General features: G+C 61.7%; 13 protein-coding genes. 1 reads left to right on the plus strand and 12 read right to left on the minus strand.

Annotated elements, in window-relative coordinates:
• From KBA32_RS03795 to KBA32_RS03825, 7 genes are all read right to left on the minus strand, one after another.
• A partial coding sequence (locus KBA32_RS03795; RefSeq protein ID WP_294355526.1) for a DEAD/DEAH box helicase family protein occupies window positions 1-1095 on the minus strand: 1095 nt, incomplete at its 3' end.
• Window positions 1096-1105: 10 nt separating this feature from the next.
• Window positions 1106-1300: a helix-turn-helix domain-containing protein gene (locus KBA32_RS03800; RefSeq protein WP_294355529.1), complete on the minus strand. Its 195-nt coding sequence runs from the start codon at window positions 1298-1300 to the stop codon at window positions 1106-1108.
• A 157-nt stretch (window positions 1301-1457) separates the two neighbouring features.
• Entirely contained in the window at window positions 1458-3110 is a 1653-nt protein-coding gene (locus KBA32_RS03805; RefSeq protein WP_294355532.1) for an alpha-glucosidase family protein, read from the minus strand.
• Window positions 3111-3213: 103 nt separating this feature from the next.
• Window positions 3214-4398, minus strand: a complete 1185-nt coding sequence (locus KBA32_RS03810; RefSeq protein WP_294355534.1) for a carbohydrate ABC transporter permease — start codon at window positions 4396-4398, stop codon at window positions 3214-3216.
• Window positions 4395-5399, minus strand: coding sequence for a carbohydrate ABC transporter permease (locus tag KBA32_RS03815; protein WP_294355537.1), 1005 nt, complete (start codon window positions 5397-5399; stop codon window positions 4395-4397). Before KBA32_RS03815 ends, KBA32_RS03810 begins: the two co-directional genes overlap by 4 nt.
• 116 nt (window positions 5400-5515) lie before the next feature.
• Window positions 5516-6817, minus strand: a complete 1302-nt coding sequence (locus KBA32_RS03820) for an ABC transporter substrate-binding protein (protein WP_294355539.1) — start codon at window positions 6815-6817, stop codon at window positions 5516-5518.
• Between the two features lie 77 nt (window positions 6818-6894).
• Window positions 6895-7902: an ABC transporter ATP-binding protein gene (locus tag KBA32_RS03825; RefSeq protein ID WP_294355544.1), complete on the minus strand. Its 1008-nt coding sequence runs from the start codon at window positions 7900-7902 to the stop codon at window positions 6895-6897.
• Window positions 7903-8570: 668 nt separating this feature from the next.
• Between KBA32_RS03825 and KBA32_RS03830 the strand changes: the two genes are divergently transcribed.
• Window positions 8571-9548: a LacI family DNA-binding transcriptional regulator gene (locus KBA32_RS03830; RefSeq protein WP_294355626.1), complete on the plus strand. Its 978-nt coding sequence runs from the start codon at window positions 8571-8573 to the stop codon at window positions 9546-9548.
• An 89-nt stretch (window positions 9549-9637) separates the two neighbouring features.
• Here the strand turns inward: KBA32_RS03830 and KBA32_RS03835 are convergent, their stop codons facing one another.
• The 5 genes from KBA32_RS03835 to KBA32_RS03855 form a co-directional block, all read right to left on the minus strand.
• Window positions 9638-12106, minus strand: coding sequence for a glycosyl transferase (locus KBA32_RS03835; protein ID WP_294355546.1), 2469 nt, complete (start codon window positions 12104-12106; stop codon window positions 9638-9640).
• Window positions 12107-12445: 339 nt separating this feature from the next.
• Entirely contained in the window at window positions 12446-13756 is a 1311-nt protein-coding gene (locus tag KBA32_RS03840; RefSeq protein ID WP_294355549.1) for a GH1 family beta-glucosidase, read from the minus strand.
• Window positions 13757-13780: 24 nt separating this feature from the next.
• Window positions 13781-14716, minus strand: a complete 936-nt coding sequence (locus KBA32_RS03845; protein ID WP_294355550.1) for a carbohydrate kinase — start codon at window positions 14714-14716, stop codon at window positions 13781-13783.
• Complete coding sequence (locus KBA32_RS03850; protein WP_294355552.1) at window positions 14716-15378, minus strand: transaldolase family protein; 663 nt, start codon at window positions 15376-15378, stop codon at window positions 14716-14718. Before KBA32_RS03850 ends, KBA32_RS03845 begins: the two co-directional genes overlap by 1 nt.
• A gap of 206 nt (window positions 15379-15584) precedes the next feature.
• Window positions 15585-15839, minus strand: a complete 255-nt coding sequence (locus KBA32_RS03855) for a hypothetical protein (RefSeq protein WP_294355555.1) — start codon at window positions 15837-15839, stop codon at window positions 15585-15587.
• Window positions 15840-15987: the final 148 nt, after the last annotated feature.

Genomic DNA, 15987 nt, shown 5'->3' on the forward strand with positions numbered 1-15987 from the left:
GATGACCGAAAAGGTGTCTTCGCCGTAGTGGTCGGTGAGGAAGCTGGTGTTCTCCGTTCGGGTTGAGCTGTGAACTTGGCGAACAGCCGAAGCCTGTTCGTGGTGTTGCTCTCGAACAGCCGAAGCCCGTTCGTGGTGTTGCTCTCGAACAGCCGAAGCCTGTTCGTGGTGTTGCTCTCGAACAGTCGAAGCCCGTTCGTGGTGAGCTTGTCGAACCACCCCCGGCCCTTCGACAAGCTCAGGGCGAACGGTATCTTCCTCTCCGTCGATGCCCAGCGTTTGATAGGTGGCGATGTGGACGCGCGCGTTGGCGGCGGCATTCTTGCCATGTTCGGCCTCGACGATGCGGGCGTTGCCGCCGAACGCAGCCTTGAGCTTGGTGTGGGCCTGTTCGCGCAGCTCGTCACGGTCGCACAGAAACAGCGCGGGCTTGGGCAATAGTCCCGCCTGCGCCATGCGCCAGAGCAGGTTGGTGGCGATGATGGTCTTGCCGGAGCCCGTGGCGAGCGTGAGCAGCACGCGTTGTACGTTGCCCGCCTGCCGTTCGCGGATGATCTTGTCGAAAGCGGCGCGGATGGCGGCGTCCTGATAGTAGCGAGTGGCCGACCAGGCCGGGCTGTCGGGCTGGAACAGCAGGGCGGCATCGGGCGAGGACAGATCGATGCCCTTGTCTTTGGCGTAACGCGCGCACAGGTCGGGATGTGGAAGGAAATCCGCCAGCGGATGCGGTCCGGTCTGGATGCCGCTGGGTTTGTCGTACTCGCCGTAAAGATGGCCGTTGCTAGCGAAGACGTATTGCACGTCGAAGCGCGTGCAGTCGGCATAGCCCTTGGCCTGCTCCATGCCCTTGAGTGGATCTTCGCTTTCGCGCTTGGCTTCGAGCACGGCAACCGGCAGCGGCCTGGGCATCTCGCCGATCTGCACGCAGAGCAGGTAATCAGTGCGCCCGCTGCGCTTGCTGCGCCGCCCCTTCGGCCCGGTCGGCTCGACCGGTGCGGGCGTTTCCAGCCGGATGCGCTGCGGGTCGTCGTACCCTTTCCGGCGCAGCACCGGGTCGATGAGGTGGAAGCGGGTCTCTTCTTCGTTGTAAGCCACGGTCGCTCCCTCAGTCCCGGCCTCTGTGCTCGTCGGCTCCACCTTCGCGCACCCAGTCATCGACTTCGCTGATCTTGAACTTCCACAGCCGCCCGACACGATGCGCGGGCAGGTTCTTGCGGTCGATCCAGCGGTAGATCGAGTCGCGCGTGACGCCCAGGTGTTCGGCGATCTGCTCGACGGAAACCCACGGTTCAGCTGTCATTACCACTCTCCGGTTACTTCGACTTGGGTGGCACAAAGTCGGTTTGAATCGCAAATGACGCAATTTATCAGTTTGAACGCTGTGCGGCGAGCGCCAAAAATGACAAGGGCCCGGAAATTCTCCGGGCCCTTGTTGCGTGTTTGCCGAGATGACTGGATCAGTCGATCAGCGCGAACACCCCGCCGAACGGCGCCAGTTCAACCGTTGCGCCCTTGACCGCGGCACCCTGCAAACCGCTTCCCTTGAGCACTTCGCCGACGACAACGCCCGCCGGCAACGACCATTCGGTCGCCTTTTCGCTCATGTTGAAGACGCAAAGCACCTTCTGTCCTTCGTGCGAGCGCACGTACGCGAGCACCTGTTCGTCTGCGGGCAGCAAGGCGATATCGCCGTGCAGGAGCGCCGGTTGCGTCTTGCGCCAGGCGAGCAGTTGGCGGTAGTAGCCGAGCAGCGAATCAGGTGACTTTTCCTGCACATCGACGGCCAGCCCGCGATGCGCTTCGGAAACGGGTAGCCACGGCTTGACCGCGGCGTCGCTGGAGAAACCGAGATCCTTCGCGCTCGAAGTCCACGGCATCGGCGTGCGGCAGCCGTCGCGGCCCTTGAATTCCGGCCACATGGTGATGCCGTAGGGGTCTTGCAGATCCTCGTAGGCGACGTCGGCTTCGGGAAGGCCGAGTTCGTCGCCCTGATACAGGCACGGCGAGCCGCGCAGGCTCATTTGTAATGCAGCGGCGACGCGCAGGAGACCTTGCGGCGGGTTGGCGCCGCCCCAGCGCGTGGCGAGGCGCGGAATGTCGTGGTTGGTGAGCGCCCAGGACGGCCAGCCGCTGCCGACGACGTCGATGAGATGCGTAAGCACCTTGTGCAGGTAGAGCGCGCTGTGCTTTTCACCAAGCAGTTCGAAGCAGTAGGCCATGTGCAGTTTGTCGCCGCCGCTGGTGTACTCGGCCACGCGCGCGAGGCCGTCGTCGTCGCCGACTTCGCCGACCATCGTCGTGTTCGGGTACTGGTCAAGCAGGCTGCGCAGGCGTTGCAGGAACTTGAGGTTCTCCGGCTGGCTCTTGTCGAACTTGTGCCACTGCCAGGCGTAGGGATTGACCGGCGTTACGGCCGGATCGTCGCCGGAGGGCTTGCCGCGCGGCGGGTTGTCGCGCAGTTGGGCGTCGTGGACGTAAAAATTGACGGTATCGAGCCGGTAGCCGTCGACGCCGAGTTCGAGCCAGAACTTCACGGTGTCGAGCAGTGCGTCCTGCACTTCCGGGTTGTGGAAGTTGAGGTCCGGCTGGCTGGTGAGGAAGTTGTGCAGGTAGTACTGGCAACGCCGCGTGTCCCACTGCCAGGCGCTGCCGCCGAAGATCGACAGCCAGTTGTTCGGCGGGTTGCCGTCCTGCTTGCAATCGGCCCACACGTACCAGTCGGCCTTGGGGTTGTCGCGGCTGGCGCGGCTTTCGACGAACCACGGGTGCGTATCCGCCGTGTGCGACAACACCTGGTCGATCATCACCTTGAGGCCGAGTTCGTGCGCGCGTTTAACAAGCGCGCGGATGTCGTCGAGCGTGCCGAACATCGGGTCGACGTCGCAGTAGTCGCTGATGTCGTAGCCGAAGTCCTTCATCGGGCTCTTGAAGAACGGCGACAGCCAGATCGCGTCGACCCCGAGCCGCGCCACGTATTCGAGCTTGCCGGTGATGCCCGGCAGGTCGCCGATGCCGTCGCCGTTGCTGTCGGCGTAGCTGCGCGGGTAGATCTGGTAAATGACGCCGCCGCGCCACCAGTTGTCGTTCGGAGCTTTTTTGCTTGATTCCATGATGGGTTGCCTCGTGTTGGGTTGCTTGCGTGTTGGTTGAAAAGCAAAGAAGGGAACCGTTGCCGATTCCCCTGGCTTTGCGGCTGACTGTTCGGCGCCTTCCTCAACCGCCCTTGACCGAGCCGGCCAGCAGGCCGCGCACGAAGAAGCGCTGCAGCGAGAAGAAGACGGCGACCGGGACGGCAATCGAGACGAACGCCGTCGCCGTGAGGATTTCCCAGCTCTCGCCGCGCGATCCGAGCAGGTCGTTGAGCTTGATGGTGAGCACGATCTGGTCCGGCTGCTTGCCGAGGAAGACGAGCGCGATCAGGAAGTCGTTCCACACCCAGAGAAACTGGAAGATGGCGAAACTGGCCAGCGCCGGCACCGACAACGGCAGCACAATCCCGATGAAGATCTGGAAGTGAGTGGCGCCGTCCATGCGCGCGCTCTCGATGATGTCGCGCGGCAGCGAGGCGATGTAGTTGCGCAGGAGGTAGATCGCCAGCGGCAGGCCGAACGCCGAGTGCGCGAGCCAGACCCCGAGATACGTTTTCGACTCCGTGCCGAACAGTTCGCCGACGTTGTTATAGATGCGCAGCAGCGGGATGAGCGACATCTGCAAGGGCACGACGAGCAGGCCAACGACGACGATGAACAACCATTTCCGCCCGGGAAACTCCATCCAGCTGAAGGCGTACGCGGCAAACGCGGCGATCAGGATCGGGATGAAGGTCGCCGGGATCGTCACCTTGAAGGTGTTGAGGAAGGCCTGGCCGACGCCCTCGGAGTTCACCACCTTGTCGTAGTTCTGCGTCGAGAAGGCCGGCGGCGTATCAGCAATATAGAAGACGCGAATGCCGCGATCGACCTCGTACGGCTGGTTCAAGGCAAGGCGATACGTCCCGTCGCTGTTGACCTTGAGCGTGCCATCCGGCTGGCCGTCCTCCTCGTCGAAGATCTGCGCGTCGGCGAGCTCGATCTCCTTGCCGACTTCGTTCTCGCCGGGGTTCGCCGACTTCAGCGAGAACTTCGAGAGCTCGATGTGCGTACCTTCCGGGAAGAGCCGGCCGGCGATCACGTAATGATCGCCTTCCTTGACGACGCTCTGCGCGCCGCCGGTACGCCGCATGTCGGCGCGCGTTTGCGTCGATAGCGCCGTCCACCAGCCGCTGGAGACAAGCTGCTCCTTGATGCGGAAGCTTGAGACGAAGAGCCCGAAGGTCGGCATCACCCACGTCGCGACGATGGCGATGAGCAATAGATTGGCCAGCAGCGAAGGCAGGCTGAAGAATTTTTTCCAGTTCATCGTTGCGCCTCCTCGGTACGGAAACGACGGATATTGAAAGCCATCACGGGAATCACGGCGAACATCAGGACCATCGCCAGCGTCGAGCTGCGCCCGTAGTCGCCGCCGCCGCGGAACATCCAGTCGTACATCAGGTTGGCGAGCACGCTGGTATCCCACTGCCCGCCAGTCATGGCCATCACGATGTCGAAGACCTTCAGCACGGTGATGGTGATCGTCGTCCACACGACGAGGATGGTCGACATCACCTGCGGCACCATGATCTCGAAGAAGATCTGGATCTCGCTGGCGCCGTCGATGCGCGCGGCTTCGATCGTTTCGGTCGGCACGCCACGCAGTGCGGCGGAGAGGATGACCATGGCAAAGCCGGTCTGGATCCAGACGAGGATCGCCATCAGGAAGAAGTTGTTCCAGAAGGGCAGCGTCACCCAGGCCTGCGGCGGGAAGCCCATGCCGGTAACGATCGCGTTCAGGATGCCGATCTGCTCCGAGCCGGGGCCACGATAGTCAAAGACGAACTTCCAGATGACGCTGGCGCCGACGAAGCTGATCGCCATCGGCATGAAGACCATCGACTTGGCGAAATTGCCCCACCACACGCGGTCGGCCAGCACGGCGACGATCAGTCCGGCGATGGTCGAGGCCGCGGGGACAACCAGCAACCACATGAAATTATTGCGGATCGTGATCAGGAATCCTTGATCGACAAACACCCACTGGTAGTTCGCCAGGCCGACGAAGTTTTCGCCGCGCGGGTCGTAAAAACTCAGGCGAAAGGTCTCGACCAGCGGGTAGAGAAGATAGATGCCGAGCAGCAGCAGCGCCGGCGTCAGGAACAGCCACGGCCGGATTTTGGAGCGCAGCAGTTCGCGCCCGTGCAGAGAGCCGACCGGCAGCGAAATGATCCGGTCGAGCAGGAAATTCGATCCTGCGAAGTACAGGAGACAAAACGCGATGCTGACGACAACGGCGGTCAGGGTCTGGACGATTTGGTCAGTCATAAGAAGCAACCTCACTCAAGTTACGCTGGCGGTCCATCGCCGGCCCGGCGGCCAATACGGCCACCGAACCGACTCACCCCGAAGGGGACCGTGTTTAAACGCGGTCTTGTTCGTCCTTACTTGATGGCGTCCCAGCTCTTCTGGATTTCATCGGCGACTTCCTTGGCCGATTGTCCGCCGGAGTAGTTCACCATGCCCTTCCAGAAGCTGCCCGCACCGACGGCGCCCGGCATCAGGTCGGAACCGTCAAAGCGGAAGGTCGTGGCGTTGAGGAAGATCTCGCCCTGCTTGCGCAGCTGCTTGGTCTTGTACTTGTCCAGATTGACGCTCTTCATCGGGGTCAGGAAGCCGCCTTCAGCCATCCAGATCTCGCTGGCTTCCGGATGCATCAGGTATTCCATCCAGGCACGCGCGCCCTTGCTGTCCTTGGTGATGGTCATGATCGTGCCGCCGCCGAGAACCGGGTTGCCCAGCTTCTTGCTGGCGAACGACGGGAAGTAGAAGAAGTCGGCCTCTTCCTGCTTGCCTTCCGGGAAGAAGGCCGGGATGAAGCTCGCCTGGCGGTGCATGTAGCACTTGGGCGGCGAACCGAACATGCCCTTCGGGCTGTCCTTGAACGTCACCGTCGCCACGGCCTTCGAGCCGCCGTCAACATAGGCGTCGTTCTTGGCAAACCAGCCGTAGGTTTCGATCGCTTCGATCACGCGCGGGTCGTTGAACTTGACCGTGTTGGCAACCCAGCCGTCGTAGACGTCCGGCGTCTGCGTGCGCAGCATCATGTCCTCGACCCAGTCGGTGGCCGGCCAGCCGGTCGCCGCATCGCTGCCCAGACCGATACACCAGGGCTTCTCACCCGAGGCGGCGATCTTCTTGGTCAACTCCTGCAACTCTTCCATCGTCTTCGGGATCTTGTAGCCCTTTTCCTTGAAGTTCTCCGGGATGTACCAGACGAGGCTCTTCAGGTTCACGTTGAAGAAGATGCCGTAGAAGTCCTTCTTGCCTTCCTTGTTGGTGTAGGTGCCAAGATCGGCCCACGAATCACCGGCGGCAAAGTCCTTCTTGACCAGGTCGCGCACCTTGTCGCCCAGCGGCACCAGACCGCCGATCGCGGCCATGTTGGCGGCGAGGCCAGGCTGCGGGAAGGTCGAGATGTTGGTCGGCGAACCGGCCTTGATGTCGATCACGATCTGCTGCTCGGAGCTTTGCGAGCAGGAGTGCTTGACGACGGCGCCCGTCTTCTTCTCGAAGTTGGCGACGACCTTCTTGAACATGCCTTCCTCGGCGCCGGTCCACGGGCAGGTGATGGTGATCGTCTCGCCCTTGAGATCCGGCCCCTTGTACTCTGCCGCCAATGCATGACCCGACAGTGAGCCGGCCACCATGGCCACCGAGCCTGCGATGATTGTCTTCTTGAACATGTACAACCCTCCTATTAGTGCGTTACGGACGATCCTTAACGCGAAAAGACGCCATGCCGAAACGAGCGGCACACTTGTTATTTCCAGATGGTTTTCCCGGCCTCGTCGAAGCGGAACAGATGCTCCGGCGCAAAGCCCAGCGAAATCGCCTCACCTGGTTCCAACGCCAGCGTGCCGTCGACGCGAACGGTGATGTCCCCCATATCGCCCGCGGTTACGTAGGCGAAGGTCTCGTTGCCGAGCTTTTCCGAATGCCGGAGCAGACCCTTGATCTCGCCGCTGTCGGAGACAAAAAGATGCTCGGGGCGTACGCCAACCGTTGTCGCCCCGTGCTTGCGCGCAAACTCTCCGGTGATGAAGTTCATCTGCGGCGAACCGATGAAACCGGCGACAAAGAGGCTGGCCGGCTTGTTGTAGAGATCGAGCGGCTTGCCGACCTGTTCGACCTTGCCCTTGCTCAGCACGACGATCTTGTCGGCCAGCGTCATCGCCTCGACCTGGTCATGCGTCACGTAGATCATCGTCGCGCCGAGGCGGCGGTGCAGCGTCTTGAGCTCGACGCGCATGCGCGTACGCAAGGCGGCGTCGAGATTCGAAAGCGGCTCGTCGAAGAGGAAGACTTTCGGATCGCGCACGATGGCGCGGCCGATGGCGACGCGCTGGCGCTGGCCACCCGAGAGCGCCTTGGGCAAACGCTTGAGGTAATCGGAAATCTGCAGGATCTGCGACGCAGCCTGCACGCGGCGGTCAATCTCGTCCTTCGGCACCTTGGCGATCTTGAGACCGAACGCGAGGTTGTCGTAAACCGTCTTGTGCGGATACAGGGCGTAGCTCTGGAAGACCATGGCCACGCCACGGCGCGAGGAGGGAACGTCGTTGACCCGCGCACCAGCGATCGCCAGGTCGCCATCGCTGATCTCTTCAAGCCCGGCAATCATTCTCAACAGGGTCGTTTTACCGCAACCAGAGGGGCCGACAAACACGACGAACTCACCCGCTTCGATGTCGAGATCGACACCGTGGATGACTTCGAGCTTGCCGTAGCGCTTCTTGATTCCCCTGAGACGAACATCGGATTGAGTCATTTACCGGCTCCTTAAATTGCATCGGTCTCGCACCGAGCATTCTTTAACGGGATGAAACAAGACATCACCTGCCAACGCACCGAGGACTGATTGCGGCGATAACGTTTTCAGAAAAAATGCCCGGATTCGAACAACGCGCCGCTCCGCAACCGCCAACGCCCGGAGCACACTCTCCCGCTTCGAGGATTGGCGCACCCGGCCCCAACTTCGCCGCAAACAGCTTGAAACCGTTTTCACAAAACACGCATTTAATAGTTACTTCTTTTCCGTGTCAACGCCTATTTTTTTCATCAACGCCGACAAGCATTCGACACAAAAGCGCAGAAGCGTCACAAAAACAAGCATTTTCTACAAATCCAAAGCGCTTTTGTTACACGTTATCACAAAATCGTTCTGAACGGAACAAGGAATTTGTGCGATTCAAGGTCGGACAGGCGCGTCGAAAGAAACCTTGAAAACCTTGTCATCGCATTCACGAATCAACTATGATTCCGCGCAGTCGGACGAGATGACCAGAATCACCTGGAAACCAAGCCACACGCTGTTCGCCGAATCGCGGACATGACCGCCCGGATCTCACCGAGCCCCAACGACGATTGCCAACCGAGATGACGGAAACCCATTCTTCTGCCGCCCCCCCCCTGGACACATCGTCGGCCGTGACCGTCATGGATATCGCGCGCGAAGCCGGCGTGTCGGTCAGCACGGTCTCGCGCATCGTCAATGGCACCGCACGCGTCGCCGATGACAAACGACTGGCGGTCGAAGCGGCCATCGCCCGCCTCGGCTACCGCCCCAACCTGCACGCGCGCAGCCTGAAGATGGGCACGTCGATGACGATCGGCATCCTGACGCAGAAGATCGAGAGCCCGGTTTTCAACCGCGTCATGCTCGGCATCGAGGAAGGACTGAAGGACAGCAACTACGCGCCGATCATCGTCAGCGGCCACTGGAACCCGAAGGAGGAAATGGAGCGCGTGCAGCTGCTCATGGCGCGCCGCATCGACGGGCTCGTCATCCTGAACGGCGGCCTCGGCGACGACCAGATCCGCGAGTTCGCGCGGCGCCAGCCCGTGGTGGCCAGCGGCCGCCGGCTGGATGGCCCGAACCTGAGGGCCGTGCGCCTCGACAACGTCCATGGCGGCTACATTGCGACCAAGCACCTGCTCGGCCTCGGCCACCGGCGCATCGCCCACATCAGCGGCCCTGAAGACCACGCCGACGCGATCGACCGCTACAAGGGCTACCTCCAGGCGCACGAGGAAGCCGGCATTCCGGTCGATCCCGCGCTCGTTTTCCAGGGCGAATTCCACGAAAACGGCGGCGCGCTGGCAATGACGCGCCTGCTCGACAGCGGCCATCCCTTCTCGGCAGTCTTCGCCGGCAACGACCAGAGCGCGATGGGCGCGCACATGGTGCTCTACCGTCGCGGTCTGCGCGTGCCGGAAGACATTTCGCTGATCGGCTTCGACAACCTGCCGGCGACCGCCTACCTGACGCCACCCCTGACTACGGTTCATCAACCGCTGTACGAGATGGGTCAGTACCTGGCGCAAACACTGCTGTCGATGCTCGGGCAGCCGAGCGAAACGATCGAAATCCCGGACATGACGCTGGTCATCCGCGAGACGTCGAAGCGCTACTGAGCCGGCTAAAAAGGTGACCGGATTCCTGCGGAGAAACCCGGTCACGAAGGTGGCGAGTATGCACTCGCCTGGAACAATCTTTCCGCAGTCTAACCGAGCACCACCTCGACCGCGTGCGCCTTGCCGTCCTCGACGAACGGAATCGGCGCCTTGGGATCGATCTCCCGACCGTCCAAACGCAGGCGCTTCACGCCCTTGCTCACGCCATCCGGATTCTTCACCTCGATCCGGTAGGTGTTGCCGCGGAACTGCCGCGTCGCAGTGAATCCCGGCCAGCCCTTCGGGATGCACGGATCGATGCGCAAGCCGGCGTAATCGGGCTTGATGCCGAGCAGCCCTTGGCTGACGGTGACAAAGGTCCATGCCGCCGTCCCCGTCAGCCAGTTGTTCTTGGCCTCACCGAAGCACGGCGCGTCCTTGCCGGCGATCATCTGCGCATAAACGTAGGGCTCGCCGCGATACGTCTCGATCTGATCCTGTTTGGCCGAAGGGCAGATCGAGAGGTAGTACTCGAGCGCGCGATCGCCGTCGCCGAGCAGACACCAGCCGAGGTTGATCCACGTGTTGTTGTGGCTGAAGATGCCGGCGTTCTCCTTGACGCCCGGTGGGTACGAGGTCACTTCGCCGAGATTCTTGTCGTAGGTCGAGTACGCCGGTTGCTGCAGCACGACGCCATTCTTGGTGAACAGATGCTTATGCACCGACTCCATCGCCTGCCGCGCCCGCCCGTTGTCGGCGCCCGCACCGCCGAGCACGCACCAGCCCTGGCTTTCGATGAAGATCTTGCCCTCGCTGTTGGTCTGCGAACCGATCACGCGGCCCTCGGCGTCATAGGCGCGGGTGTACCACTCGCCGTCCCAGGCCTCGCGCTCGACGACTTCAAGCATCTCCGCGTAGTGCGCACGCATGCGGCCGGCGTCGTCCTCCCGCGCCGTGAAGTCATAGAGTTCGGCCATCTCGCGCGCGGCGTAGAGGAAGAGTCCGGCGATCATCACCGATTCCGCCTTCGAATCCTTCACGTCGCCGGCGGTCTGGAACGACTCGTTCGGCTCAGTCGAGAAGCAATTGAGGTTGAGGCAGTCGTTCCAGTCGGCGTGGCCGATCAGCGGCAGACCGTGCGGGCCGCGCTTCTTCTTCGTGTAGGCAATCGACGTTTCGAGATGATGCAACAGCGTTTCCTTGTCACCCTCGCCCGCGTATTCACGGTCGGCGTAACCGCAGGGCGCCTGCAGGATGGATACGTCGCCCGACTCCTTGACGTAGGCGCAGGTCGAGAGCACGAGCCAGAGGTGGTCGTCGTAGAAGTCGCCGCCGATCTCGGCGTTGCCCTTTTTGGTCAGCGGCTGGTACTGGTGGAAGCAGGTGCCGTCCGAGAGCTGCGTCGCGGCGATGTCGAGGATGCGCTGGCGTGCGCGGCTCGGGATCATGTGCACGAAACCGAGGAGGTCCTGGTTCGAGTCGCGGAAGCCCATGCCGCGCCCGATTCCCGTCTCGTACATTGACGCCGAGCGGCTCATATTGAAGGTCGCCATGCACTGATACTGATTCCACACGTTCAACATGCGACTGGCGTGCTCGTTCGGGCAATCGGCCTGGAACTTTCCGAGCAGCTCGTCCCAGTAGTTCTGTAGTCTGGCGAATGCCCCCTCGACCGCACCGGGCGCCGAGTATTTTTCGACGATCGCCCGACCGAGCGCCTTGTTCATCACGAACGGCGCGTCGAATTTGGGCGCATCGCCCTGCTCGACGTACGCGAGGACGAAGGCGAACGTCGTCGTTTCGCCCGGCGCCAGATCGAGGTCGATCTGATGCGCGCCGATCGGATTCCAGCCAAAAGCCACCGAATTCGTGCACTGGCCGGCAAACGGGACGCGCGCTTCGTGCAGACCTTCGTGAATGCCGACGAAGGCATCGCGCGACGTGTCGAAACCGGCGACCGGATGCGTGCAGGCGAACAGCGTGTAATGACTGCGCCGCTCGCGGTACTCGGTCTTGTGGTAGATCGCGCCGCCGTCGATCTCGACTTCGCCGATCGAGTACGTGCGCTGGTAGTTGGTCATGTCGTTGAGCGCTTCGAAGAAGCAGAACTCCTGGCAGGAAAAGAGCTTCGGCGTTTTGCGCTGTGCCGACTTGTTGCGCACCGTCACCTTCCAGACTTCGAGGTTCTCGCCGGGCGGCACGAAGAACAACGTCTCGACTTCGAGCCCCTCGCGCTCGCCGACGATGCGCGTGTAGCCCAGCCCGTGCCGGCACTCGTAGGCGACGTTCGCGGCCTTGACCGGTTTCCAGCCCGGATTCCACACTGCACCGCCGTCATTCACATAAATGTAGCGCCCGCCCAGATCGTAGGGCACGTTGTTGTAGCGATAGCGCGTCAGACGGCGCAGCTTGGCGTCCTTCCAGAAGGTGTAGCCGCCGGCGGTGTTGGTGCACAGACCGAAGAATTCGTCCTGCCCGAGGTAGTTCAGCCAGGGCAGCGGCGTATCGGGCCGCGTCACGACGTATTCCCGCCGCGCGTCGTCGAAATAGCCGTAGGGATTCGGAGCCGATGTCGTCATTTTCTTTCACAGTCCTTTGTTCAGGAGTCAACGCAAAACCAACGCAAAACGCGCGCGCCGGCGCGAAAGGCGTATATATATCTGAAAACGTTTTCAGTTGGCAAGAAGTTTTTTACGGGGAGAAATTTGCCACAGCCAAACAACCAGACCGTAACCGATGTGGAAAATCGTTGAAATTCCGTATAAAAATCTCATCAACGGCGGAAAGCCCGTCGATAAATCGAAAAAGGCGCAGGATTTCCAGGCGCACTCAAATTGACAACGTTTTCAAATCAGCGCAAGAAAAACGGCGCAACAGCCCGGCGCGGGAACTCCCCGCCTCCGGGCCTCTGCGCCGAGTTACGCGGAAGGCTGCTGCTCGATCAGACGCCGATACCAGTGCGCGCTTTCCTTCGGCGTCCGCACCTGCGTCTTGTAGTCGACATGGAACAGGCCGAAGCGCTTGGCGTAACCCGAACTCCACTCGAAGTTGTCCATCAGGCTCCAGTAGAAAAAGCCGCGCACGTCGACGCCGGCATTCATCGCCGCCTTCACCGCCTGCAGATGCGTGCGCATGTACTCGATGCGCGGCTGATCGTCGACCTTGCCATCGATCACGACGTCGCGATTGGCCATCCCGTTTTCGGTGATGAAGATGGGCGGCAACGGATAGTCGCGCTTGAGTCCGCACAGCAACTCGGTCAGCCCTTCCGGGTAGTTCTCCCAACCCATGTCCGACGTTCCGCACGCATGCGGCGCCGGCACCGGCGGGTTCGAGGTGGAACTCCAGATCCGCGTGTAGTAGTTGATGCCGAGAAAGTCGAGCGGTTGGGCAATCGTCTCCAGGTCGCCCGGCTGCAGCGCCTCACAGATTGGCAGATCGGGCGCCTCGGGATATCGCCCGAGCAGCAGCGGCTCGGCGAACCAGCGAACGAACAGCGCATACTCGCGTGCCGCCAGCGCGATGTCTTCGGCCGACGACGTGGCCGGCGTCGCCGGCGACTGATTCAACACGATCCCCAGCGGCGTCTTGACGCCCGCCGCGCGGATCGCCTGCAAGGCCATGCCGTGCGAAAGCAGCAGGTGATGCGCGACGCGTCGGGCGATCACAGGGTCTTTCAGCCCCGGCGCGAAGAGGCCGGTCTGGTTGCCGAGAACCGACGTGACCCACGGTTCGTTATGCGTCGCGAATGACGCCGCCCGGTCGCCCAGTCGTTCTGCCATCGCCAGCGCGTAGTCCACGAAGCGTTGCACGGTATCGCGCGCAGCCCAGCCGCCCTTGTCCTGCAAGGCCTGCGGGAGATCCCAGTGATACAGCGTGACGTGCGGCGCGATCCCGCGTTCGAGCAAGCCATCGACCAGGCGGTCGTAAAAGCCAAGGCCGAGCGGATTCCACGCCCCGCTGCCCAACGGCTGAACGCGCGGCCAGGCGATCGAAAAACGATAGGCATCGACGCCCAGCCCCTTGATCATGTCGAGATCGCTCTGCCAGCGATGGTAGTGATCGCAGGCCACGTCGCCGGTGTCGTCGTTATCGACCTTGCCCGGCTGGTGCGAGAAGGTGTCCCAGATCGACGGCGCACGTCCGTCTTCGCTAACGGCGCCCTCGATCTGGTAAGAACTCGTAGCAACGCCCCACTGGAACGATGGCGGGAAGATCAGATCTTGCATGGCGGCATCCTCGGTTGGTTATCTTTACACGCTCTTCAGCGCGACTTGCACTTCGTCAAGCGTCGGCGGATTGGCGCCTTCGCGCGTACAGTTCAGGGCCGCTGCGGTCGCCGCGAAACGCAGGACTTCGAACCACGCAGCATCGGTAAGCGAAGCCAATTGTACAGCCTCGGTCACGCTCTGGTTGAGCAATGCAACCGACAAACCGGCCGTAAAGGTGTCGCCGGCGCCGATCGTGTCGGCGAGCTTGATCTTCGGCGCCACAATGGGCATCGGCGCATGGTCCGTGCGATAGAGCACCGCGCCTTCGCCGCCGCGCGTAATGACGACCGCCTTCGGGCCGGTTTCGAGTAGCTTCATCCCCGCTTCATCGAGTGATACGCCGGGCACCAGCGTCTCGACGTCCTCGTCGCTCAGCTTCAGCAAATCGGTCGACTTCAGCCAGCGCTGCACGCGTTGGCGATAGACCGCGAGATCCTTGATCAGGCTCAGGCGCACATTCGGATCGAAGACGATTACGCGCTTGCCGGCGTTACTCTCGATGAAGTCCGTGATCGACGCCGCCGCCGGGTCCTGCAACAGGCTGATCGAGCCGAAATGGACGAAGCGGCAGCTCTCGGGCAGTTCGGGCAACCGCGTCGGCTGCCAGCGGCTGTCGGCGCTGCCCGCTGCGTAGAAAGCATAGCGGTTGGTCGTCGGGGTGCGTTGAACAAACGCGATTGTCGAAGGATCGTCGCTGCGCGTCACGAAGCGCGTGTCAATGCCGTTCGCCTGCATCTCGTTAAGCAGGTGCTCGCCGAAAAGGTCGGTAGAGAGCTGGGTCAGGTAGCCCGTCGGTTGCCCCAGGCGTGCGCAGGCCACGGCCGAATTCAACGGCGATCCGCCGCTGTGGCCCTGGAAAGCCAGATTCCCGGCGCCGGCAAAATCGATCAGGGCTTCGCCCACAAGTGCAATTCGCATTACAGAGTCTCCGCATCGGCAAGGAAGGCACGCTCGGCTTCAAGCGTCGCCTGATGATCAAGAAGTTCGGCAAACAAGCGCGCCGGAATCGTAATCGCGCCCACGCCGATCTTCAAAAGCGCGAGGTAGGCTTCGCGCGAGCGGATACTGGCGACCAGCAGGCGGGTGTCGGCGCCGCTCTTTTCGATGATCGCCTGCATCTTCGTGATCATGCCCAGACCGTCAAAACCGACGTCGTCCATCTTTCCGAAATACGGCGCCGCGTAGGTCGCGCCGAGCTGTGCCGAGAAATGCGCCTGCTCCAGCGCGTACACGGCTGTGAAGGTGACCGGCACACCGTGCGCGATGAGATCCGCGCCGGCGCGCAAGCCGTCGCGCGTCACCGGAATCTTGACCACAACCTGCCCGGGATCAAAGCCGGCAAGCAGCGTGCGCGCGTCTTCGAGCATCGCATCAGCCGCCGCCGCATGCACCTGCGCCTGAACTTGCTTGACGCCCAGCTTGAACAGCTTCTCAAAGAGCCCCGGCAAGGCGGCGCGCGTCACGCCGGCACGCTTCAGGATGGTCGGATTGGTCGTCACCCCATGAATCACGGGATGCGGCAGGCACTGGCTCAATTCATCGAGGTCAGCGCTGTCGATGTACAGATGGAAGGGTTTCATGGTGGATTTCGTGGCGGGAGATGGATAAGCGATTTATGACTAGAGGTTTCGAGTATCCGTGGCAGAAAGAGGGCCGTCAATAAAATAAAGGCTTGAACGCGCAGCCGCCGATTCGGGGACGAAAAAAATCGCGGACCGTACTTTCTACGATCCGCGATTCTTGACTGATGCGCGGGGAGTTGCGAACGGCGCTTCCGCCGTCAGGCTCAGCCCGCGAAAACCAAGCCCTTGTTGCTGCCGGCTACTGCCTTGCCCTCGAACGTTGCGGAAACGAGGCCGACCGCCGAGTTGATCGCCTTGATGTACAGCAGCGGACGCACGTACAGCACGAGGCCGGCCAGAATGGCGAGCACCGAACCGCTCATCAGCGCTGCCAGGAAGAGCGCGAAGAACAGAATCGAGGAGACGTAGTAGTTGCCAAATACGGCTTTGATCCACGTTGAAGCAGAGAGTGCGTTCATGGTAGTTTCCTTTAAGTTGAAGTTTGAGATTAGTGAGAATTTGGTTTGGCGAAATATCGTTTCACCTGTTGAAATGAATGGTATCGATTCAACCGGCAAATGTCTGTTGCACCTTTGGGTCGCGTTTGTAACCGTCTGTACCGTTCAT

Source organism: Propionivibrio sp. (assembly GCF_017995515.1).
GTDB lineage: Bacteria > Pseudomonadota > Gammaproteobacteria > Burkholderiales > Rhodocyclaceae > Propionivibrio.

Excerpts from the sequence above, each read along its gene's own strand:
- KBA32_RS03800 (WP_294355529.1), bottom strand. The coding sequence starts at position 1,300 with ATGACAGCTGAACCGTGGGTTTCCGTCGAGCAGATCGCCGAACACCTG.
- KBA32_RS03805 (WP_294355532.1), bottom strand. The coding sequence starts at position 3,110 with ATGGAATCAAGCAAAAAAGCTCCGAACGACAACTGGTGGCGCGGCGGC.
- KBA32_RS03810 (WP_294355534.1), bottom strand. The coding sequence starts at position 4,398 with ATGAACTGGAAAAAATTCTTCAGCCTGCCTTCGCTGCTGGCCAATCTA.
- KBA32_RS03815 (WP_294355537.1), bottom strand. The coding sequence starts at position 5,399 with ATGACTGACCAAATCGTCCAGACCCTGACCGCCGTTGTCGTCAGCATC.
- KBA32_RS03820 (WP_294355539.1), bottom strand. The coding sequence starts at position 6,817 with ATGTTCAAGAAGACAATCATCGCAGGCTCGGTGGCCATGGTGGCCGGC.
- KBA32_RS03825 (WP_294355544.1), bottom strand. The coding sequence starts at position 7,902 with ATGACTCAATCCGATGTTCGTCTCAGGGGAATCAAGAAGCGCTACGGC.
- KBA32_RS03830 (WP_294355626.1), top strand. The coding sequence starts at position 8,571 with ATGGATATCGCGCGCGAAGCCGGCGTGTCGGTCAGCACGGTCTCGCGC.
- KBA32_RS03835 (WP_294355546.1), bottom strand. The coding sequence starts at position 12,106 with ATGACGACATCGGCTCCGAATCCCTACGGCTATTTCGACGACGCGCGG.
- KBA32_RS03840 (WP_294355549.1), bottom strand. The coding sequence starts at position 13,756 with ATGCAAGATCTGATCTTCCCGCCATCGTTCCAGTGGGGCGTTGCTACG.
- KBA32_RS03845 (WP_294355550.1), bottom strand. The coding sequence starts at position 14,716 with ATGCGAATTGCACTTGTGGGCGAAGCCCTGATCGATTTTGCCGGCGCC.
- KBA32_RS03850 (WP_294355552.1), bottom strand. The coding sequence starts at position 15,378 with ATGAAACCCTTCCATCTGTACATCGACAGCGCTGACCTCGATGAATTG.
- KBA32_RS03855 (WP_294355555.1), bottom strand. The coding sequence starts at position 15,839 with ATGAACGCACTCTCTGCTTCAACGTGGATCAAAGCCGTATTTGGCAAC.